The organism is Streptomyces sp. NPDC043870 (genome assembly GCF_056435785.1).
On record NZ_JBWKDT010000006.1, the window covers coordinates 266,106 to 286,711 of the forward strand.

A 20,606-nucleotide genomic window follows, 5' to 3' on the forward strand; every position below is an offset into this window, starting at 1 on the left:
AGTATGGCCGGGTACACCGCGCGCGAGGGCCGGACCGGAACACCCGGTCCGGTCCCTGCGGACGGTTCGCGACCACAGAGGCCCACGAACTGTACGACGATCCGGCCGATGAGCCGCGCCGGGGGCGGGCACGTTCAGCCGAGACACCGCGGGGCCCGTTGCGCGGCGACGATCCGCCCGGAGCCGAAGGCTACGCCCAGGCCGCCTGATGGGAGCTACGGAGCGGTTCCGCCCATCAGCTGGTTCAGGGGGCCGTCGTTCAGCGTGGCCCGCTGGTCCGTCACGACCGGGAGGTCCGAGAGCGTCTCGGCTTCGACGAGTCCGGCCTGGGCGAGGACCGAGGCCTGGTCCCAGTAGATGTGTTCGCTCGAGATCAGCGGCCCGTCGAAGGACACGACGGCGATCACCGCGATGCTGATGGGCCGGCTGGTCGGGGGGATCGCCGGCAGGATCCAGGGCACCGGGATGTCGTGGGTGAACGAGACGAGCATTTCGTCGACGATGCGGTCGCGGCCCGTCGTGCGGGTCAACGGTGTGATCGTGAAGTCCTGTGGGTTGTGTCCGACGAACCACCGCCGGTAGAAGTCGCGTACGGCCGCCCGGCCCCGGGCGCCCATGGCCGTGGGGACGTGAATCACGACTGGGTTGTCCGTCATCGTGGACATCGTCGTCTCGACGTCGAGCGTGCTGAACTCGCTGCTGGTGTGGAGCTCCCAGACGCGTTCCAGCTCCGCGGGGTCAGGGGCAGTGGTCATCGGCGGCCTCCTCGGGCTTCCATCCCCAAGCGGTGATCATTCCTGGTGAGAGCGCGGCGCAGTCGGGCGAGTCGAGCCCGCGAATCGCCTCGTCGATCGTCGCGTCGTCGACCAGGCCGGTGGCCACGATCCGCTCCCGCGCCCGGTCCCAAGTCCCGGCCCAGAAGCGGCTGATGGGGCTGCCCGGCAGCAGCGGAGGCACATGGATCTCGGCTGCCACGGGTGCGAGGCCCGCTGACCGCAGGAGCTGCGGGTAGTCCGGCACCCAGGAGATGTCGGTGCCGATGGAGTCCCGCAACCCCTGCCACATCGCCCGCATCACCTGGGTGTACGGGGTGTCGGCGGACGCGGAGGCGGTGGTGAGGTCGATCGCGTCGCTGAGGACGAGCACACCGCCGGGGGCGACCAGGCCGGCGAGCCTGCTGATCATGTGGTGCCAGGAGGGCAGGTGCATGAGGACGAATCGCGCGTGGACCAGCTGGAACCGGCCGGGATCGAAGTCCGGGTCGGTGATGTCCGCCTCAAGGGCGGTGAGCCCGGGGGTGGGACGGCCGGTGAGAAAGCGTACGTCGCGGTCGACGGCGAGCACGGCCGCGACATGGGCCTGGCCGAGGAGGCGGCGGGCGACCGTGCCGGTTCCGGCGCCCACGTCCAGGCAGTGCCAGCCGGGGCCGGCACCCAGCAGCGTCAGCCGTGTCAGGGTGATGTCGTCGTAGGTGAGGGCGCCGAGGTCGATACGGTCGTCCTCGCCCGGCTGCTCCGGCCGGAACACCGCCTCGCCGTAGCGGCCTTCGCGACCCGTGTCACCGCCTGTGCCGCCCATCCTGTCAACGCCGTCCATCCCGTATGGGCCGTCAATGCCGTCAATGCCGTCAATGCCGTCCAGTGCCGTCAGTGCCGTCAGTGGAATGCTCACTTTCCCGCGAGGGCAGCGGCGGCAAGACACTCGCCGATGGCCCGGGGGCCGGCGCCGGCGCCCGGATACCTGATTCGGGGCCGCCGTCCCGTCGATCCTGGACCCGCCGGGCCACGCGCGGCCGAGGCGCGCCGAGCGGCGGGCACCCGGGTCCCCCGGTTGCCGTTCCGCCGCGCCGGGGTACCGTTGCGCGCCCCCCCGGCCATGCGCGCCGGGCTCATGGCGGGCTCAGCCGTAGCTGAGGAAGATCTCCTGGAGGTAGTCCTCCAGCCGCCGGGTGAGCAGTGCGGGAGTCAGATCCACGCGACCCAGTTCGCGCCAGGGCACCGCGACCTTCTCGGCGTCCGGGGCGAAGGCGAGCGCGTCCAGGACTCGCCAGTACAGGTGGGCGGCGGGATCGTCGGTCAGCCGGCCGCCCGCGGCGAGGTAGTGGTCGGCCAGGCGCATCGCCGCGCGGGGTCCGTGCAGCAGGGCGAGGGCGGTGGAGCAGTGGGCCACGTCGAGGTCGGCGGGGCCCCAGGACGTCTCCACCCAGTCGACGACGCCGGAGATCGCGAGTCCGTCGGCGTCCTCGGCGAACAGCACGTTGCCGGGGTGGAAGTCGCGGTGCAGGAAGCAGCCGGTGTAGGGCGGCGGGTCGTCGCGGATGACGTCCACGGCGCGCTGCCACAGCTCCGGCCGGCCGGTGGCGTCAGGGAGCCGTACGCGGTCCGGCGCGGTCCACGCCTGGTATGCGCGGGGGCGGGCGTCGGCCGGGACGCGTATCCGGTGGATGGCGGCCAGCTGGCGGGCAAGGAGTTCGATACGCCGGCCGGCGCCCTCGTCGTCGAGTCGTACGGTGCCGGGCAGCAGCGACATCAGCAGCGAGGGATGGTCGCAGTGCGCCGCCGTCGCGTCGAGTGCGTGAAATGCGGCCGCGGGCACTTCGGTGTTCCCGAGCAGGCGCAGCACATCCGCCTCGCGGGTCAGGAGTCCTTCGGCGTGGTGCAGGAAGAACGGCTTGACGAAGGACCGCAGGACCAGCCAGTGGGGGTCACCCCCTGTGACGCGCAGTCTTCGCATGTCGGAGGTCCAGCCGCCACGCAACCGTTCCGCGGTGTCGACGCGGGCTCGCGGGTGCAGGTGCTTCTCCACCCAGGCCCGGGTGGAGGACCAGCCCCGATCGTCGATGTCCGCTCCGTTCACCCGTGCGGGCTGCCCCTCCGTCATGCGGACAGCCTATGACCTGTCCGTCGGCCCTGCTGAGCCCTCTACTGCTTGTCGTGCACCGGTTCATGCGGCAGTCGGCCGGCGGGGCCGACGATCCTGGGCTCGGCGAAGTCCGAGTTGTCGATGACGACATCCATCATGCGCAGCGGCTCGACCTCATCGAGATAGAGGTGTTCCGCGACCAGGTACCGGTTGCGGTGGATCGACTCGGCCTCGGACCCGGCCCACCCGTCCCCGTCCCGTTCGGCGCCGCGCCGGACGGACAGTTCCGCGTCCACGTCGAGCCAGATGCGGAAGTCCCAGTAGTCGTTGATCTCCCGGCGGAACGCGAAGAGGCCGTCCACGATCAGTACGGCGTCAGCGGCCACCGGTGTCTTCGTCGAGGAGTGGTCCCGCTGGGTCAGCGGGTCGATGCTGCACAGGGCGCAGAACTCCGCCTCCTGCGAGCGGCACGGATCGAGCAGCAGCCGCCTGGCCGCTTCGTAGTCGTAGGCGTTGCGGTAGTAGCCCTCGCCCGACTCCCGGTCGTACAGGTGCCGGTCCTTCCACGGATTCTTGAAGTCGTCCAGGGAAGCGCGCAGTACGGGGCGCCCCGCCGCGCTGATGCCTGCGGCCAGTTCGTGTCCGAAGCTCGTCTTGCCTGCGGCGGTGAAGCCGTCGATGCCCACGAGCAGACGGCCGCCGCCCAGGGCCAGGACGCACTGTGCGACCTGTTCCACGAGCGCCTCGCGCCCGGGGATGCCGGAGCGGGGCAGGGCTGCTGCCAGGTCGAGACCGAGTGGTGCACTGCTGCTTCCTGCGACGTCATTGGCCAAACGTATCTTCGCCTTTCACCTGCGTGAAGGCCGCGTCGACCGGACCGGTTCGCGATCTTCCGCGTGACTGTCCGGGTGGCTACGATCATCAGTGGCGGTGCCGTCCACCGTCACCTGCGCCCATGGAGGTCAACCATGTCCAGGACTGCCGGCAGCCATCGCGCCCACCCGATCCGTAACCTCGCGACAGCCGGCACCACGGTGGCCGGGCTGTTGCTCGCCGTCGGCTGTTCCTCGGGAGGCGAGGGCCCCGGTGAGGCCGCGGGCGGAGTGCCCGTCGTCGAGAAGGGCAAGCTCACCACCTGTACACACCTGCCGTATCCGCCGTTCCAGTTCGAGCAGGGCGGCAAGGTCGTCGGCTTCGACGTGGCGCTGATCGATCTGGTGGCGAAGAACCTGAAGGTCGAACAGAAGATCCTCGACACGCCCTTCGAGAACTTCAAGACCGGTGCGTTCCTGAACTCCGGGGAGTGCGACCTCGCCGCCGCGGGCATGACGATCACCGATGAGCGCAAGAAGAATGTGGACTTCTCGATCCCGTACTTCGACGCCACCCAGGCGCTGCTGGCGTCCAAGAAGAGCGGTGTGACCTCGCTCGCCGACGTCAAGGCCAAGAACGCGAAGCTGGGTGCGCAGGCGGAGACCACCGGCGAGAGCTACGCGAAGTCGCAGGGGTTCGACCCGGTCGCCTTCGAGAGCTCCGACGCCGTGCTCAACGGGCTGCGTACGGGACAGGTCGACGCCGTGGTGATCGACTATCCCGTCGTCCAGGGCTGGCTCAAGGACAAGGCCAATGCCGGCGCGTTCGTCCTCGGGCAGAACATCGAGACCGGTGAGCAGTACGGCTTTTCCGTGAAGAAGGGCAACGACAAGCTGCGGGCCGCCATCGACAAGGCGATCACGGACGCCAAGGCGGACGGTACGTACAACAGGCTGTACGAGCAGTGGATCGGGCCGCTGCCCAAGGGCCAGTCGTGACCTCTCGGCTGACCAGGCGGCAGCGTCGCCGTGTCTCGCAGGGCATCCAGTACGCGGTCTTCGTCGCCGTGGTGGTCCTGGTCGCCGTGCTGGCGGACTGGGGCAGGCTGCAGAACCAGTTCGCGCAGAAGGACCTGGCGAGCGAGCTGTTCCCGGACATCATCACCATCGCGCTGCGCAACACGGTGGTGTACACGATGTCGGGCTTCGCGTTCGGCCTGGTCCTGGGCATGGTCATCGCGCTGATGCGACTGTCGTCGGTGGCACCGTACAGATGGGTCGCCAGTGTCTACATCGAGCTCTTCCGCGGTCTGCCGGCCCTGCTGATCTTCATCTTCGTGGGTGTGGCGGTGCCGCTGGCGTTCCCGGGGACGGAGATCCCGGGCGGCGTGTACGGGAAGGTCGCTCTCGGTCTCGGTCTGGTCGCCGCCGCGTACATGGCGGAGACGATCAGGGCCGGGATCCAGGCCGTGCCCAAGGGGCAGATGGAGGCGGCGCGCTCGCTGGGGTTCTCGCACGCCCGGGCGATGGTGTCGGTGATCATCCCGCAGGCGTTCCGGATCGTCATCCCACCGCTGACGAACGAGCTGGTGCTGCTGTTCAAGGACTCGTCGCTGGTGCTGTTCCTCGGTGTCACGCTGAACGAGCGGGAGCTGACCAAGTTCGGCCGGGATCTGGCCAGTCAGACCGCGAACTCCACGCCCATCCTCGTCGCCGGGCTGTGCTACCTGCTGGTGACGATTCCGCTGAGTCTCGTCGTACGCCGGCTCGAGGCCCGCACCGAGAAGGCCAGGTGAGGACGAGTGTCACAGAACGAGATCGAGATCCGTGGCCTGCACAAGTCGTTCGGTGAGAACGAGGTGCTGCGCGGCATCGACCTGGACATCGCGAGGGGCGAGGTGGTGTGCGTCATCGGGCCGTCCGGCTCGGGCAAGTCGACGCTGCTGCGGTGTGTGAACCTGCTGGAGGAGCCCACCGCGGGGCAGGTGTTCGTCGGCGGTACGGAAGTGACCGATCTCGATGTCGACATCGATGCCGTACGGCGCCGGATCGGCATGGTCTTCCAGCAGTTCAACCTCTTTCCGCATGTGACCGTGACGGAGAACCTCACGCTGCCGCAGCGGCGGGTGCTGAAGCGGGACAAGGCACGGGCGGCGGCCGTGGCGCGGGAGAACCTGGAGCGGGTGGGTCTCACCGACAAGGCCGGCGCGTACCCGGCGCAGCTGTCGGGCGGGCAGCAGCAGCGTGTGGCGATCGCCCGGGCGCTGGTGATGGATCCGGAGGTCATGCTCTTCGACGAGCCGACCTCGGCGCTCGACCCGGAGCTGGTCGGGGAGGTGCTGGCGGTGATGCGGGTGCTGGCCGCGGAGGGCATGACGATGATGGTCGTCACCCACGAGATGAGCTTCGCCCGGGAGGTCGCCGACCGCGTGGTGTTCATGGACGGCGGCGTCATCGTCGAACAGGGCCCGGCGGAACAGGTGGTGGGCGACCCACAGCACGAGCGGACAAAGAACTTCCTCAACCGGATCCTGGATCCGGCGGCCGCGGAGGAGCCGGGGGCGGGCCCGCGTCCGGTTCCGCCGGCGGCCGCCGACGGGGACGTACGCAAGGAGAATCCCTGAGCAGAAGAATCCGGCGAACTTCCGATTATCGTGCAACCATATGAATTTCGGGAGTGTCTCCCCTTGTGACACCACTGTCCCCGTATCAGGAGAAATGGGGGGACGCCATGTATGACCGTCCGCGCCTTGCGGCCCTCGCCGCGGGTGTTCTTCTCACCGCCGGGGTCTCCGCGACACTCCCGGCTTCCGCGGCTCCGCCGCACTCCACCGCACCGCAGACCGCCCTCATCACGAACGCCCGCTGGGGTGGTCATGGGTCCTTCGACCGGATCGTCATCGATGTACGCGGCACACTGCCGCCGGTCACCGTGAAACCGGTGAAGGTACTGCAGTACGACGGTTCGGGGAAGAAGGTCCCGCTCGCCGGGAAGTACTTCCTGGAGATCAAGCTCTCTCCGGCCGCCGCCCACAACGACGCGGGCAGGTCCGTCTACAACGGCCCGCGGCTGACCAGGATCTGGCTGCCCACGCTCAAGGGGCTCGCTCTGACGGGCGACTTCGAGGGGGTGGTCACCTTCGGGGCCGCCTTCGACACCAAGCCGGTGTACAAGACCGCGAAGCTGCATGCGCCGGAGCGCTTCGTGATCGATGTCCGCCGCCCGTCCCCCGGCTGCGGCGCATGACCGGGTACGGGGCGAAGGCGCTGGTCGCAGTCGCACGCTGAGGGTTGCGACCAGGGCCTGTCCGGGCGGGAGCCGGTTCGCGTCGGGCTCGCGCGTAGCGGTTTGCCGACCGGTCCGAACAGCCGGCGGGCGCAGCCCGGCGCGTGGATCGGCGCGCGTGCGAGGGGCCTGGTGTCGATGGGCGCAGTGGCGATGGGTGGGGCAACGGGCACCGTTCGGGCGATGATGCGGCGGGCATCGGGCAGCGCCTGCCCGCCCGGATCCCACGAGGGGCAGTGTGACCTGGCCGAACATCCGATGCGAAACGGGCACGAACGGGCGCAGCCGATGCCGCGAAGAGCCTGGTCCAATGCGTGTGCTGCTTGTAGAAACGACGCATGGGCCCGAACGGGCGCAGAGCCGCAGCATCAGTGAGCAGCAAGGAAGTGTGCCGTGGACACCGAGGAGCGTCGCCGGGGCATTCTCGAGGCGGCCCGCAAGGACGGGTCGGTCGACGTCAACGGCCTGGCCGGACGGTTCCGGGTCGCCAAGGAGACCATCCGGCGCGATCTGCACGTGCTGGAGGAGCACGGACTGGTGCGGCGTACGCACGGCGGTGCGTACCCGGTGGAGAGCGCCGGGTTCGAAACCACGCTGGCGTTCCGCACGACTCGGCACGTGCCGCAGAAGTCGCGGATCGCAGTGGCTGCTGCCGAGCTGCTGGGCGATGCCGAGACGGTCTTCGTCGACGAGGGCTTCACACCGCAGCTGATCGCCGAGGCGCTGCCGCGTGACCGGCCGCTGACGGTGGTGACCGCGTCGCTGGCGGTGGCGTCGGGTCTGGCGGGCGCGGAGCATGCGTCGGTCCTGCTGCTCGGCGGACGGGTACGCGGCGGCACGCTGGCGACCGTCGATCACTGGGCCGCGCGGATGCTCGCGGGCTTCGTCATCGATCTGGCCTTCGTGGGCGCGAACGGCATCTCCCGGGAGTACGGGCTGACGACGCCGGACCCGGCCGTCGGTGAGGTGAAGGCGCAGGCGATGCGCAGCGCTCGGCGGCGTGTGTTCGCCGGGGTCCACACGAAGTTCGGAGCGGTCAGCTTCAGCAGGTTCGCCGATGTGGGCGACTTCGAGGCGATCGTCACCGACAACGGGCTGCCCTCGGCTGAGGCGCGGCGCTACTCGCTCCTCGGTCCGCAGGTCATCCGCGTCTGACCCGCCCGTTCAAGGAAATCCCCGCCGGAAGAGCCCGACGTGAGCAGATCCGGCATGCCCGAGAACAAGGAGAGAATCATGGCTCTGAGGCAACGACCATCTGCCGTACGCATCCGGCTCGGCGCGGTGACGGCCGCCGCCGCGCTCCTCGCGGGGTGCGCGGGGGCCGGCGGAAGCAGCGACGCCGCCGACGGTGACACGCTCAACGTCCTGATGGTGAACAACCCGCCGATGGTTCAGCTGCAGAAGCTCACCGCGGACCACTTCACCAAGAGCACCGGCATCAAGGTGAACTTCACGGTGCTCCCGGAGAACGACGTCCGCGACAAGATCAGCCAGGACTTCTCCAACCAGGCCGGGCAGTACGACATCGCCACCATAAGCAACTACGAAGTGCCGTTCTACGCGAAGAACGGCTGGCTGCATCCCCTGGACTCGTACGCCGCGAAGGACAAGGCCTTCGACCAGGGCGACATTCTCGAGCCGCTGGCCGAATCGCTCACGGCCGCGGACGGCAAGCTCTACGCGGAGCCGTTCTACGGCGAGTCGTCGTTCCTCATGTACCGCAAGGACGTGTTCGCCGCGAAGGGGCTGAAGATGCCCGCGAAGCCGACCTGGCAGCAGGTCGCGGATCTCGCGGCGAAGGCCGACGGGGCCGAGAGCGGGATGAAGGGCATCTGCCTGCGCGGGCTGCCGGGCTGGGGCGAGGTCATGGCGCCGCTGACGACGGTCGTCAACACCATGGGCGGCACCTGGTTCACCAAGGACTGGAAGGCCCGGCTGACCTCTCCCGAGTTCACGAAGGCCACCGAGTTCTACGTCAAGCTCGTGCGCGAGCACGGCGAGGCGGGTGCCGCACAGGCCGGTTACGCCGAGTGCCTCAACAACATGACGCAGGGCAAGACGGCGATGTGGTACGACGCCACGGCCGGTGCCGGGTCGCTGGAGGCCAAGGACTCCCCGGTCAAGGGGAAGATCGGGTACGTACCGGCGCCGGTGGACAAGACGGAGAGCTCCGGCTGGCTGTACACGTGGGCCTGGGGCATGCAGAAGGCGTCCAAGAAGGCCGACAGCGCCTGGAAGTTCATCTCCTGGGCGTCGGGCAAGGAGTACGAGCAGCTGGTCGGCGATCAGGTGGGGTGGGCCGATGTGCCGGCCGGGAAGCGCAGCTCGACCTACGCGAATCCGGAGTACCGCGAACAGGCTCAGGCGTTCGCCGAGGTCACCCGGGAGGCGATCGGCGCGGCCGATCCCGTGAACCCAGGGGTGCAGCCGCGCCCGGCGGCGGGCATCCAGTTCGTCGGCATTCCGGAGTTCACCGATCTCGGGACCAAGGTGTCGCAGGAGATCAGCGCGGCGATCGCGGGCCGCAAGTCGGTCGCGGAGGCGCTGGCGGCCTCGCAGAAGCTGGCCGAGAAGGTAGCCGAGGAGTACCGGTGAGTACGTCCGTCGGGACGGCTCCCCTGTCGTCGTCCGCCCCCTCGGCGGTCCCTGTACGCCCGCGACGTGGCCCGCGCGCCTGGGCCACCCGCGCGCCGCTGCTGCCCGCGCTCGTCTTCCTCATCGCCGTGACGCAGCTGCCCTTCGTGGCGACGCTCGTGATCTCGCTGTTCGACTGGAACTCGCTCGATCCCGATGCCCGGCGCTTCACCGCACTGTCCAACTACGCGTCCGTCGTCACCGATGCCGCGCTGCGGGACTCCGTACTGACGACGGTGCTGCTCACCGCGACCGTCGCGCTGGTGAGTGTGCTGCTCGGTCTGGCCCTGGCGCTGCTGCTGGACCGTACGTTCACCGGCCGGGGATTCGTCCGTACCCTGCTGATCACGCCGTTCCTGCTGGTGCCGGTCTCCGCCGCCCTCCTGTGGAAGCACGTGCTGTACAACCCGGAGTACGGGCTGCTGAACGGGGCCTGGACCTGGATCGCGGGGCTCCTCGGCGTGACGGACCCCGCGCAGCCGGACTGGATCTCGGGCATGCCGCTCGTCGCGGTCGAGGCGGCGCTGGTGTGGCAGTGGACGCCGTTCATGATGCTCATCCTGCTCGCCGGGCTGCAGAGCCGGCCCGGCGAGATGATCGAGGCCGCCCGGCTGGACGGCGCGAGCAGCTGGCAGATCTTCCGCTATCTGACGCTGCCCCATCTGCGGCGCTATCTCGAACTCGGCGTGCTGCTCGGCTCGATCTACATCGTGCAGAACTTCGACGCGGTGTTCACGATCACCTCCGGGGGGCTCGGCACCGCCAACCTCCCGTACACCATCTACCAGACCTTCTACCAGGCTCATGAGTACGGGCTCGCGTCCGCGGCGGGCGTGGTCGTCGTGATCGGCACGATGGTGCTCGCGACGTTCGCGCTGCGTGTGGTCTCGTCCCTGTTCCGTGAGGAGGCGAGCCGCGCATGACGACCGCTGCTTCTTCGATCGTCCGGCGTGCGCGGCGGCGGTCCGCCGCACTGGGGCTGCTGGCCTGGGTCGTCGGCCTCGGATTCTGTCTGCCGGCCGCGTGGATGCTGCTCACCTCCTTCCATTCGGAGCAGGACGCGGCGACGAACCCGCCGTCCGTCGCCGCTCCGCTCACCCTCGACGGCTACCGGGCCTTCTTCGACGGAGGCGGGGCCGGGCCGTGGCCACCGCTGATCAACTCCGCGACGGCGGCGGTGTTCTCCACCGTTCTGGTCCTGGTGCTGGCGCTGCCCGCGGCGTACGCACTGTCGATCCGGCGGGTGCCCAAGTGGACGGATGTGATGTTCTTCTTCCTGTCCACGAAGATGCTGCCGGTCGTCGCCGGGCTGCTGCCGATCTATCTGTTCGCGAAGAACGCGGGGCTGCTGGACAACATCTGGCTGCTGATCCTGCTGTACACCTCGATGAATCTGCCGATCGCGGTGTGGATGATGCAGTCGTTCCTCGCCGATGTGCCGGTGTCGATCATCGAGGCGGCGCAGGTGGACGGGGCGCGGCTGCCGACGGTGCTGGCGCGGGTGGTCGCGCCGGTCGCCGGGCCCGGGATCGCCGCAACGGCCCTGATCTGCTTCATCTTCAGCTGGAACGAGTTGCTGTTCGCCCGGGTGCTGACGGGGGTCGTCGCCCAGACCGCGCCCGTCTTCCTCACCGGATTCGTCACCAGCCAGGGGCTGTTCCTGGCCCAGCTGTGCGCCGCGTCCGTCGTCGTGTCCTTGCCGGTGCTGGCCGCCGGTTACGCCGCCCAGGACAAGCTCGTCCAGGGCCTTTCCCTTGGAGCTGTCAAATGAGGGCCGCGATCGTCGAAGCCCCCGGCAAGGTGTCCGTCACGACCATCCCCGACCCGTCGCCCGGCCCTCGCGACGTCGTCGTCAAGGTGGCGTCGTGCGGGCTGTGCGGGACCGATCTGCACATTCTGCAGGGCGAGTTCGCCCCGACGCTCCCGATCGTGCCGGGCCACGAGTTCGCGGGAGAGGTCGTCGCCGTCGGTTCTGAGGTCACCGAGCTCGCGGCGGGCGACCGGGTCGCCGTCGACCCTTCCCTGCACTGCCACGAGTGCCGCTACTGTCGTGCCGGGCGTGGCAACCTGTGCGACCGCTGGGCGGCGATCGGGGTCACGGTGCCGGGTGGCGCGGCCGAGTTCGCGGTGGCACCGGTGGCGAACTGCGTACGGCTGCCGGACCACATCGAGGTCCGGGACGCGGCGCTGATCGAACCGCTGTCCTGCGCGGTGCGCGGCTACGACGTGCTCAGCGGCACGCTCGGCGCGAGTGTGCTGATCTACGGCTCCGGGACGATGGGTCTGATGATGCTGGAGCTCGCCAAGCGCACCGGGGCGGCCGGCGTCGACGTTCTGGACATCAATCCGGAGCGGCTCGCGACGGCGGAGCTCCTCGGCTGCTCGGCGACCGCGGCCACGGCGCAGGAGCTGGACCGGGCTCCGGGCGGCTGGGATGTGGTCATCGACGCGACGGGCAACGCCGCGGCCATCCAGGACGGGCTCGGCCGGGTCGCCAAGGGCGGGACGTTCCTCCAGTTCGGTGTCAGCGACTACGCGACGACGGCGGTGATCGAGCCGTACCGCATCTACAACCAGGAGATCACCATCACCGGTTCGATGGCGGTGCTGCACAGTTACGAGCGGGCCGCGGCGCTGTTCGCCACCGGGGCGCTCGACCCTGGGGTGTTCATCAGCGACCGGCTGCCGCTGGAGCAGTATCCGCAGGCGATCGACCAGTTCCGGGCGGGGCAGGGCCGCAAGATCGTGGTGGAGCCGTGAGCGGCGGGCCCGGATCCGATGCGGTCCTCGTGCTGGGCGAGGCCCTGATCGATCTCGTACCGGTGGCTCATGACCCGGGGTTGAGGCGCGCGCAGCCGGGCGGCGCGCCGGCGAACGTCGCCGTGGGTGTGGCCCGGCTGGGCACGCCGGCCGCGTTCGCGGGCGGTATCGGCGGGGACGCGTTCGGGCGCACCGTCGAGGAATGGCTGCGCTCCGCGGGCGTCGGCACGCAGCTGTGCGCCCGCTCGTCCTTGCCGACGGCGCTGGCGGTCGCCGATCCGGGGCCGCAAGGGAACGGCTACCACTTCCATCTGCGGGACACGGCCACGTTCCGGCTGCCGGAGGTGACAGCGCGGGAGGTGTCCGGCTTCGGCGCCGTCTACGCGGGCGGCTTGGCCGCCGTCGTCGAACCCGCGGCCGGGACGGTCGCGGTGGCGGCGCGCGAGGCCGCGGAGCACGGGCTGCTGGTCGTGGATCCCAATGTGCGCGGAGAAGCGGACGGCGGCCGGGAGCTGCTGCGGGAGCTGTGCACACTGGCGCAGGTGGTGAAGGCGAGCGACGAGGACCTGGCGTTGCTCTGGCCGGGGACGGATCCGGAGGTGTCGGCAAGCAGACTGGCCGGGGAGGGCCGGCTCGTCGTCATGACCCGTGGTCCCCGGGGCGGTACGGCCTTCACTCCGTCCGCCGCGCCGGTGTCGGTGCCGGCTGTGCCGGTCGACGTGGTCAATACGATCGGCGCCGGGGACGCGTTCATGGCCGGGGTCCTCGCCTGGCTGGCCGCCGCAGGGCTCCTGCGACGCGGGGCGCCGGCCGGCATCGGCGCGGAACCGGCCGGGGCCATGCTGGCGTATGCCGCCGAGGTCGCGGCGGTGGTGTGCGCGCGGAGCGGCGGGTGCGTGCCCCCCGTGCACGCGCCCGCCGCCCCCTCTTCCGCCCCCGCTCCCGCCGGCAACGGCTGAGGTCCTGGCCCTGCCGGCGGCGGGGTGGCCGGGCGATCACGCCACGGCCGCCACGGATCAGTACGGCTCGGCGGACCGTGGCGTTCAGCGACGGGCGAAGGCGTTTCTGGAGATGTTCGCGAAGACGTTCGCGAAGACGCTCGGCGAGACGTTCGTCAAAGCGATCGTGAAGGCACCCCTGGGACGGCACCCGGGCGCGCCGCGGCCTTAGAGTCTGGTCGTGCACATGTCGTGCGTGTGCGTCGTGCACATGTCGTGCGTGTGCGATGACGCCGCTGGGCAGCCCGGCGGTTCACTCTTCGGGGAGGCATCGGGATGACCGCAGATGCGACTGCTTCCGGGCGGGACACCGTCGTAGCCGGACCGCGGCGGTTACCGGGGCTCGGCAATCTGCCCGCGTTCGCACGCGACCCGCTCGGCTTCTTCGAACGGCTACGGGACCGCGGAGACTTCGTGGAGTGGCGGCTCGGGCCACAGCGCGCTCTGTTCGTGTCGCGCCCCGAGCACATCGGGGAGCTGCTGACCGGCGTCGAGACCGTCTTCCGCCACCCCGAGCTGGGCTGGGCGTTCAAGCTGGTGCTCGGGGACGGTGTGGTGACGTCGGAAGGACCGGCCTGGCGGCGCAAGCGTGCGCTGGTCCAGCCGGCGGTGCGGCCCCGCCAAGTGCGGTCCTACGCAGGGACGATGGCCGAGTGCGCGGCCGAGCTGCTGGACGCGTGGCAGCCCGGGCAGCACATCGACGTGCGGCGGGAGATGCTGGCGCTCACTCAGCGGATCGCCGTGCGAACGCTGTTCGGCACCGACACGGCCGGACGGGAGGACGTGATCGGCTCGGCCATGGATGTGGCCCAGCGAGCGATCGGCGACGAGTTCCGGGGCATCACGCTGTTTCTGCCCCCGTGGGTGGCGACACCCGGGCGCCGCAGGCTGCGCAGCGCCGTCGCGGTGATCGACGCCGAGGTGGGCCGGGTGACCGGGGAGCGACGGCGCAGCGGTGCGGAGCGGGACGATCTGCTGAGCCGGCTGCTGGCGGCGCGGGACGAGGAGGGACGGCCGCTGTCCGACAAGGAGGTCCGCGACGAGGCGGTCACGCTGTACATCGGCGGGCACGAGACGACGGGCACCACGCTGACCTGGGCCTGGTATCTGCTGTCCCGGAATCCCCAGGCCCGGGCACGGCTCGGCGAGGAGCTGGACCGCGTCCTCGCCGGCCGTACGCCGGACTTCGACGATCTGCGGCAGCTCCCGTTCACCGAGCAGGTGGTGAAGGAGACCCTGCGGCTGTTCCCTCCGGTGTGGCTGATGACGGGGATAGCGAAGGAGGGGTCGACGCTGGGCGGGATGCCGGTGCCCGAGGGGACGGTGGTGTGGTCGAGCCAGTGGAGCGCGCACCGGGATACACGCTGGTTCCCCGAGCCCGGGGCGTTCCGGCCGGAGCGGTGGGACCCCGGGGCCGAGCCGGGCGTCCCCGACCATGCCTGGTTCCCGTTCGGCGGTGGTGCCCGGGCCTGTCTGGGGGCGCGGTTCGCCATGGTCGAGGCAGTGCTGGTACTGGCAACGCTGGCGCAGCGCTTCCACGTCGACACGGGCCCGGGCGAGGTGCCGCCGAGGACGGGACTGACGCTGCAGCCCGGCGCTCCGGTGCGCGCCGTGCTGCGGCCCACCGGCGCGCCTGGAGTTACCGTGGCCCCATGACCGAACGCGAAGCGGGACACGCTGCAGGGCACGATCCGGACGCGGTGGACATCAGCCCCACCGGCTGGGTGGCCCAACAGGCCACGTTGTACGAGGAGTCGGGCGGGACGAAGGGGACGACCATACAGGGCGCTCCCTGCCTCCTGCTCGACTACCGCGGGCGGCGTTCCGGCGCCTGGCGCCGCACCGTCCTCATCTACGGCCGCGACGGCGACGACTATCTGATCGTGGCCTCCAACGGGGGCGCGGACCGGCACCCGCTGTGGTACCTGAATCTGCGGGACGAGCCGGATGTGTGGCTCCGCGTCGGCACACAGCGGTTCCCGGCGCGTGCCGAGACCCTGGAACCGGACGAGAAGGCCCGGGTCTGGCCGCATCTGGTTGACGTGTTCGCTCCGTACGCCGGGTATCAGCAGCGCACGGTGCGCGACATTCCGGTGGTACGGCTGACGCGGGTCGATGACCGTCCATGATGCTGAGCCGGTCGACCAGCAGGGCCTTCGGCATATGTCAGAAGCACCACCGTATCGAGTGTTGCCAAATGGCTTACGTGTGCTCGCCGCCTGTGCAACAGTCGTAACCGGTCCTTTCCTCAGACCTGGCCGTGCCGCGCCTGTATCGGAGTACGACATGCCGTCCCATCTGTTCGCGGACCGTCCCGCCCCGCAACCGCCCCGGCGCGGCACGGTGGACGAGCTGATTTCACAGACCCGCCGCCTGCGCGGCGATGTGGACGCGGTCCGGCGCGACGCGGTGGTGGACGAGGACGATCCGCAGGGCCGCTGGCAGCGCGCGCTGTGTGATCTGGCGGTGCATCATCTCGACGACCTCGGCGCGCACTTGGGGCAGCTCAAGGAAGGCCTGCCCACTCTGCCGGAGCTGCTCGACGCTCTGGACGAGGAGGAGGGGCCCGGACCGTACGAGGGCGTGGCTCCGCGCACCGGTTCGCTGCTCAGCCGGGTCGGCAGTGCCGAGTGGAATCTGCTGACGGACGAGGTCAGTTGGTCGGAGGAGCTGTACCAGATCTTCGGGAGGCCCACCAAGAGCGGCCCCATGTCACTGGACGAGCTGCCTTCCATGGTGTTCGCCGAGGACCAGGGCCTGCTCACGGCGTTGTTGACGGACTGCCTCATCGACGGGAAGCCGATCGACGACGAGTTCCGCATCGTCCGGGCCGACGGCCGCGTCCGTACGCTCCACATGATGGGTGAGCCGGTGCTCGACGCCGACGGCTGCACCGCATCGATGTGGGCGGTCTTACGGGATGTCAGCGAGCTGCGCCGGACACAGCGTGCCGTGCGTGAGTCACGGGACACGCTCGCCCGCCGCCGGCACGTCGACCGGACCGAGCGCCGGATCACGATGGAAATGCAGGAGGCGGTCCTGCCGCCCTGGCGTGGTTCGCTCACCCTCCCCGAGGACGGACCCAAGGCGCTGGACCTGGCGGGCCACTATCTGCCGTCCGCAACCAGCGCACTGATCGGCGGGAACTGGTTCGACGCGCTCGAACTGCCCGGCGGCCGAACACTGTTGAGTGTCGGTGACCTCACCGGCCATGGCGTGACCGCCACTTCGACGATGACGATGCTCCTGGGCGCGCTGCGTGGCATGGCCGTGGCCGGCATCCACCCCGGCCCGCTGATGGGTCACCTCAATCAGCTGCTGGACTCCGCGGCGCATCCGGCACTCGGCAGCGCGGTGTGCTGCCACTACGACACGAGGACCCGGCTGCTGTCCTGGGCGCAGGCGGGACACCCGGCCCCGCTGCTGTTCCGCAGCGGGACAGGGCGTGCGCTGACCCAGCCGGACGGGATGCTCCTCGGGGCGACGACCGGAGCGGCGTACGAGCAGGCCGAAGTGGAGTTGTACCCGGGGGATGTGCTGGTGTTGCACACGGACGGGCTGACGAGGGGCGCCGACGCCCGCGACGGGTCCGACGTGGACCGTCTGCTCGCTCTCGCCCCCCGCTTCGCCGTCTGTCACAGCGCACAGGAGTGCGTGCGGTTGATCGTCGAGGAGTTCGGCGAGAGCGAGCGTCAGGACGACGCCTGCGTGATGGTCGCCTGCATCAGCGGGTAGCGAGTAGGGATCGCGGACCGGAAACGACGAACCGAAGACGGGTCGAAAGCGGTCTCAAGCGGACAGAAGTTGTCAAAGGCCCGGGCGCGAATTCTCTGCGTGGTCGGGTGCCCCGGCCCCCGGGGTATGCGGATATCCGGGTCAGAGTTGCGGTCGGATCTCCGGATCACGGCTACGGTCGGCTCTCCCGGTCAGATCTGCGGGTCGGGCGTGCGAATCAGGTCTGCGGGTCAGATCTCCGCGCTTCTCTGGCGCTTCGACGGGCTTTGCGGCAGAGCGAGTTGGATCTCCTCCCGGAGGTCCTGGATCCTCGCGTATCCCGCGTACTGTCCGGTGAGCCGGTACATCTCGCGCAGCCGGTCCCAGGTGCGGTGTGACGAGGTCTCCCCCATCGACACCAGCGCCAACCGAGCGTATCGGTCCGCCTGTTCCGGGTCGTCGGCGATGAAGCAGGCCGAGGCCAGGGAGATGTAGTCGAAGATCTTGGATCGCTGCCGGCCGCCCTCCCGCAGCTCCAGCGCCTGCTTGGCGTGGCGCTGCGCGGTGCTCGCGGCGGCGGGCTCGTGCTCGGCGAGGGTGCGGTAGGCGAGTGCCTGCATTCCGTGCAGGTCCGCCTCGTCGAACATCTGCATCCAGCTGGGCGGCGGCACATCTCCCTTGTCGGAGACGAACAGTTCCTCGGCCTCGCCGAGGGTGCGGCGCATGGCCTGGCCCTTGCCCATCGAGGCCTGTGCCCAGGCTTCGATGGTGCGCAGCATCGCGTGCGTTCGCGGCAGGGTCTCCTCGCCGGAGCCGGACTTGGCGAGCTTCATCAGGTCGAGGGCGTCGTCCGGACGGCCGAGGTGCACCATCTGGCGGGCCGCCCTGGACAGTGCTTCGCCGGCGCGGGGGCGGTCGCCTCCCTCGCGGGCCGCGTGGGCGGCGATGACGAAGTACTTCTGTGCCGTGGGTTCGAGGCCGACGTCGTGGGACATCCAGCCGGCGAGGACGGCGAGGTTGGCAGCGACGCCCCACAGGCGCCGCTGGAGATGGTCGGGGTGGCGGTAGGCGAGCATGCCGCCCACTTCGTTGAGCTGGCCCACGACAGCCTTGCGCTGGAGCCCGCCGCCGCGGGCCGCGTCCCAGGCGCGGAACACTTCGACGGAGCGCTCCAGTGCCTCGATCTCCTGCGACCCGATGGGGGCGGCCTCATAGCGGTCGAACCCAGCGGGGTCGGCGTGCAGGGGATCGTCGATGCGGGAAGCCCACGAAGGTGAGGTGGTGCCGGCGAGTGCGGGGTCGGTGTGCAGCCAGTCGTGCATGGCGCTGCTGAGTGCGGAGCCTGCGGCGAGCGCGGCGCCCGCGCCCACCAGGCCGCGTCGGTTGAGCATGAGGTCCATTCCCGTGAATTCGGTGAGGACCGCCGCCGTACGTTCGGGCGCCCATGGCAGGCCGTCAGGGTTCTTGATGCTGCTGACGTCTCGCCGTTTCCCCGTGCGCCCGTGCCGTACGAACCCGAGGTCCTCGATGGTCACGACACGGCCGAGTCGCTCGGTGAACAGAGCCGCCAGCACTCTGGGCACGGGATCGCGCGGGGTCTCCCCCATGTCGATCCAACGCCGCACGCGCGAGGTGTCGGTCGCCAGCTGGGGGTGGCCCATGGCCGCCGCCTGCCGGTTCACGAGCCGCGCGAGCTCGCCTTTGGACCAGCCGGCGAGGCCGAACAGGTCTGCAAGGCGGGTGTTGGGTTCTCCGGTCACGTCAAGCCCCCAGGTTCTCGGCTGAGTTGACAGTAACCGCCTGTCAGATGCGTGGCGACTATTCGCCAGGGTTCGCCAGGGTGCGCCAGATGGTGTGCCACCCATGACTGGGTGTCAGTTAGGAACGCGCCACCCCGCCCCGGCGGCCCCACCGCATTCCCCAGGGTGCCGAAGGCTTCCGGGGCAGGGGCGCGCACGCGACTTGTCGGCACACGAAGGGATCTGTCTCGCCCATGTACACAGCATCGTCCTCCGTGTCCGCCCCGCCCCGACCGCAGCGTTCCGTGCAGGCCGGCAGCGGGCCGTTTCTCGATCCCGCCACCGTCGGCCGTACCCGGCGGTGGCCGGGGACGGTCAGCCAACCGCTCAGCGGGAGAATCGACTTGTCCGGCCCTCAGGGCGCGCAGCTGCGCATGGCGATCGCGTCGGTGCACCGCATCTGCCCGGAGTTCAATCCGGTCCAGGTGCTGCGCAGAAGCGGCCGGTCGGTCCTGCTCGTCGGCACCACAGGGCGCACGACCGCGGTTGCCAAGTGCTTACTGGACCAGTCGCCGGTGTGGGCCGAGCACTTCCGGCAGGAAATAGCGGCATACCGTGCGTTCGTCCGGCACCGCCCGCCGGTGCGGGTGCCGCGGCTCATCGCCGCGGATCCGGACAACTGCACGCTGGTGATCGAGCGGATGCCCGGCCGTCCGGCCGCCCTCACCCGGCATCCGTCGGAGGCTCCGCCGCGCGCGGACGTCCGGGCGGCGCTCGGAGCGATCACACGACTGAACACATGGCGACCGCCTGCCGGGATGTTCGACGCGCCGCTGGACTACGCGTCGCGGATCGCCCGCTATCACGAGCTCGGGCTGTTCACCGACCGTGACCTGGGCGATCTGCAGAAGCTGCTGCACGGTCTGGCGCATGCCGGCGGTCGGCAGGGCGTGGGCCAGTTCTGTCACGGCGACGCGCTGCTCTCGAACATCCTGCTGGCTCCGACGGGTCCGGTGCTGGTCGACTGGGAGCACGCGGGCTGGTACCTGCCGGGGTACGACCTGGCGACGCTCTGGACGGTCCTGGGCGACGCCCCGGTGGCGCGGCGGCAGATCAGCCAGCTGGCTCAGCAGTCGGGTCCCGCGGCGCGGGACGCGTTCCTGGTGAACCTGATGATGGTGCTGACCCGGGAGATCCGGACGTACGAGACGGCGGTGCAGCGGACGATGCGGGAGGCGGCTCCGGCCGGGACCGTACAGCCGCAGCACGGCGGGATCTCGTCCGGGGAGGAGCAGCGGCTGCTGTTGCGGCGGCTGCACGACGACTGCGCGCTGGCACGGCGGGCCGTGCGCGCTGCGGTCGGCACTCGCTGACCGTCCGATACGGGGGAAGAGCGCTGCGTGCCCAGTGCCGACACACTGGACGCGCAGCGCTCTGTTGGTTGTGCCGTCAGGGCCCACCGACACCCGCGAGTTCCGCTCGTCCCGGCCTCACCCCAGGTGACCCGTACGGCCTCGACGCAGCCCTCTCCCCCGTTCCCCCTCCCCCGCTCGGGCCGACCGGCAGCCGGCTCAGGGGGCCTGTCCTGGCGGGCCGACACGCCTCGGGACCGCGGGATTCAACTCTTGCCGCCCGTACGGACATTGGTCCATTCCGGTGAAGCGTTGCAGGCCACCGCGCCACCAGCGCTGATCCATTGACGGGACCATCGGACAGCCGCTACCCCTGTAGGCGAGTTCAGCCCTGCGTGTCCCCTTGCGCATCACCCGCCCCTGGAGGCTGCCGTGCCGGAAACCGCTCG

19 protein-coding genes are annotated in these 20,606 nt (G+C 70.1%); 14 read left to right on the forward strand and 5 right to left on the reverse strand.

Features of this window, described 5'->3' with window-relative positions; translation table 11 throughout:
- Positions 1–215: 215 nt before the first annotated feature.
- From AC0699_RS11195 to AC0699_RS11210, 4 genes are all read right to left on the reverse strand, one after another.
- Positions 216–755, reverse strand: coding sequence for a nuclear transport factor 2 family protein (locus AC0699_RS11195; protein ID WP_478658425.1), 540 nt, complete (start codon positions 753–755; stop codon positions 216–218).
- Positions 739–1,578: a class I SAM-dependent methyltransferase gene (locus tag AC0699_RS11200; RefSeq protein ID WP_478658573.1), complete on the reverse strand. Its 840-nt coding sequence runs from the start codon at positions 1,576–1,578 to the stop codon at positions 739–741. Before AC0699_RS11200 ends, AC0699_RS11195 begins: the two co-directional genes overlap by 17 nt.
- 321 nt (positions 1,579–1,899) lie before the next feature.
- Positions 1,900–2,880, reverse strand: coding sequence for a phosphotransferase family protein (locus tag AC0699_RS11205; protein ID WP_478658428.1), 981 nt, complete (start codon positions 2,878–2,880; stop codon positions 1,900–1,902).
- A gap of 41 nt (positions 2,881–2,921) precedes the next feature.
- Complete coding sequence (locus AC0699_RS11210; RefSeq protein WP_478658430.1) at positions 2,922–3,695, reverse strand: nucleoside/nucleotide kinase family protein; 774 nt, start codon at positions 3,693–3,695, stop codon at positions 2,922–2,924.
- Positions 3,696–3,830: 135 nt separating this feature from the next.
- Here AC0699_RS11210 and AC0699_RS11215 point away from each other — a divergent pair, with 135 nt between their 5' ends.
- The 13 genes from AC0699_RS11215 to AC0699_RS11275 all read left to right on the forward strand — a co-directional run bounded on the left by AC0699_RS11215 (position 3,831) and on the right by AC0699_RS11275 (position 17,087).
- A complete protein-coding gene (locus AC0699_RS11215; RefSeq protein WP_478658433.1) occupies positions 3,831–4,673 on the forward strand; it encodes an ABC transporter substrate-binding protein in 843 nt (280 codons plus the stop codon).
- A complete protein-coding gene (locus AC0699_RS11220; RefSeq protein ID WP_478658435.1) occupies positions 4,640–5,470 on the forward strand; it encodes an amino acid ABC transporter permease in 831 nt (276 codons plus the stop codon). The genes AC0699_RS11215 and AC0699_RS11220 overlap by 34 nt, the downstream gene beginning before the upstream one ends.
- Before the next feature lie 6 nt (positions 5,471–5,476).
- Positions 5,477–6,298 (forward strand): amino acid ABC transporter ATP-binding protein, encoded by an 822-nt coding sequence (locus tag AC0699_RS11225; RefSeq protein WP_478658438.1) that lies wholly within the window; start codon positions 5,477–5,479, stop codon positions 6,296–6,298.
- A 107-nt stretch (positions 6,299–6,405) separates the two neighbouring features.
- Positions 6,406–6,921 (forward strand): AMIN-like domain-containing (lipo)protein, encoded by a 516-nt coding sequence (locus tag AC0699_RS11230; protein ID WP_478658440.1) that lies wholly within the window; start codon positions 6,406–6,408, stop codon positions 6,919–6,921.
- Positions 6,922–7,353: 432 nt separating this feature from the next.
- Complete coding sequence (locus tag AC0699_RS11235) at positions 7,354–8,115, forward strand: DeoR/GlpR family DNA-binding transcription regulator (RefSeq protein ID WP_478658443.1); 762 nt, start codon at positions 7,354–7,356, stop codon at positions 8,113–8,115.
- Positions 8,116–8,193: 78 nt separating this feature from the next.
- On the forward strand, positions 8,194–9,555 hold the full coding sequence (locus tag AC0699_RS11240) for an ABC transporter substrate-binding protein (RefSeq protein WP_478658445.1): 1,362 nt from the start codon (positions 8,194–8,196) through the stop codon (positions 9,553–9,555).
- Between the two features lie 23 nt (positions 9,556–9,578).
- Positions 9,579–10,517 (forward strand): carbohydrate ABC transporter permease, encoded by a 939-nt coding sequence (locus tag AC0699_RS11245; RefSeq protein ID WP_478658576.1) that lies wholly within the window; start codon positions 9,579–9,581, stop codon positions 10,515–10,517.
- A complete protein-coding gene (locus AC0699_RS11250; RefSeq protein ID WP_478658447.1) occupies positions 10,514–11,365 on the forward strand; it encodes a carbohydrate ABC transporter permease in 852 nt (283 codons plus the stop codon). Before AC0699_RS11245 ends, AC0699_RS11250 begins: the two co-directional genes overlap by 4 nt.
- Positions 11,362–12,354, forward strand: coding sequence for a zinc-dependent alcohol dehydrogenase family protein (locus tag AC0699_RS11255; protein ID WP_478658449.1), 993 nt, complete (start codon positions 11,362–11,364; stop codon positions 12,352–12,354). Before AC0699_RS11250 ends, AC0699_RS11255 begins: the two co-directional genes overlap by 4 nt.
- Positions 12,351–13,313, forward strand: coding sequence for a PfkB family carbohydrate kinase (locus tag AC0699_RS11260; RefSeq protein WP_478658451.1), 963 nt, complete (start codon positions 12,351–12,353; stop codon positions 13,311–13,313). The genes AC0699_RS11255 and AC0699_RS11260 overlap by 4 nt, the downstream gene beginning before the upstream one ends.
- Before the next feature lie 315 nt (positions 13,314–13,628).
- Positions 13,629–15,008 carry a cytochrome P450 gene (locus tag AC0699_RS11265; RefSeq protein ID WP_478658454.1) on the forward strand — a complete coding sequence of 460 codons (1,380 nt, stop codon included), beginning with the start codon at positions 13,629–13,631 and terminating at the stop codon, positions 15,006–15,008.
- Positions 15,005–15,481, forward strand: a complete 477-nt coding sequence (locus AC0699_RS11270; protein ID WP_478658456.1) for a nitroreductase family deazaflavin-dependent oxidoreductase — start codon at positions 15,005–15,007, stop codon at positions 15,479–15,481. The genes AC0699_RS11265 and AC0699_RS11270 overlap by 4 nt, the downstream gene beginning before the upstream one ends.
- Positions 15,482–15,638: 157 nt before the next feature.
- On the forward strand, positions 15,639–17,087 hold the full coding sequence (locus AC0699_RS11275; RefSeq protein ID WP_478658459.1) for a PP2C family protein-serine/threonine phosphatase: 1,449 nt from the start codon (positions 15,639–15,641) through the stop codon (positions 17,085–17,087).
- Between the two features lie 230 nt (positions 17,088–17,317).
- On the opposite strand, the gene AC0699_RS11280 is transcribed toward AC0699_RS11275, so the two are convergent.
- Positions 17,318–18,826 carry a DNA-binding protein NsdB gene (locus AC0699_RS11280; protein WP_478658461.1) on the reverse strand — a complete coding sequence of 503 codons (1,509 nt, stop codon included), beginning with the start codon at positions 18,824–18,826 and terminating at the stop codon, positions 17,318–17,320.
- Positions 18,827–19,059: 233 nt separating this feature from the next.
- On the opposite strand from AC0699_RS11280, the gene AC0699_RS11285 reads away from it, so the two are divergent.
- The gene (locus AC0699_RS11285; RefSeq protein ID WP_478658464.1) at positions 19,060–20,178 is read left to right on the forward strand and encodes an aminoglycoside phosphotransferase family protein; all 1,119 of its coding nucleotides are present in this window, start codon (positions 19,060–19,062) and stop codon (positions 20,176–20,178) included.
- The last annotated feature ends 428 nt before the right edge of the window (positions 20,179–20,606 follow it).

What these genes read in the sequence shown, in the direction of transcription:
- AC0699_RS11200 (WP_478658573.1), bottom strand. Translation starts at nt 1,578, where the DNA reads ATGGGCGGCACAGGCGGTGACACGGGTCGCGAAGGCCGCTACGGCGAG.
- AC0699_RS11250 (WP_478658447.1), top strand. Translation starts at nt 10,514, where the DNA reads ATGACGACCGCTGCTTCTTCGATCGTCCGGCGTGCGCGGCGGCGGTCC.
- AC0699_RS11255 (WP_478658449.1), top strand. Translation starts at nt 11,362, where the DNA reads ATGAGGGCCGCGATCGTCGAAGCCCCCGGCAAGGTGTCCGTCACGACC.
- AC0699_RS11205 (WP_478658428.1), bottom strand. Translation starts at nt 2,880, where the DNA reads ATGACGGAGGGGCAGCCCGCACGGGTGAACGGAGCGGACATCGACGAT.
- AC0699_RS11240 (WP_478658445.1), top strand. Translation starts at nt 8,194, where the DNA reads ATGGCTCTGAGGCAACGACCATCTGCCGTACGCATCCGGCTCGGCGCG.
- AC0699_RS11195 (WP_478658425.1), bottom strand. Translation starts at nt 755, where the DNA reads ATGACCACTGCCCCTGACCCCGCGGAGCTGGAACGCGTCTGGGAGCTC.
- AC0699_RS11215 (WP_478658433.1), top strand. Translation starts at nt 3,831, where the DNA reads ATGTCCAGGACTGCCGGCAGCCATCGCGCCCACCCGATCCGTAACCTC.
- AC0699_RS11285 (WP_478658464.1), top strand. Translation starts at nt 19,060, where the DNA reads ATGTACACAGCATCGTCCTCCGTGTCCGCCCCGCCCCGACCGCAGCGT.
- AC0699_RS11270 (WP_478658456.1), top strand. Translation starts at nt 15,005, where the DNA reads ATGACCGAACGCGAAGCGGGACACGCTGCAGGGCACGATCCGGACGCG.
- AC0699_RS11265 (WP_478658454.1), top strand. Translation starts at nt 13,629, where the DNA reads ATGACCGCAGATGCGACTGCTTCCGGGCGGGACACCGTCGTAGCCGGA.
- AC0699_RS11275 (WP_478658459.1), top strand. Translation starts at nt 15,639, where the DNA reads ATGCCGTCCCATCTGTTCGCGGACCGTCCCGCCCCGCAACCGCCCCGG.
- AC0699_RS11230 (WP_478658440.1), top strand. Translation starts at nt 6,406, where the DNA reads ATGTATGACCGTCCGCGCCTTGCGGCCCTCGCCGCGGGTGTTCTTCTC.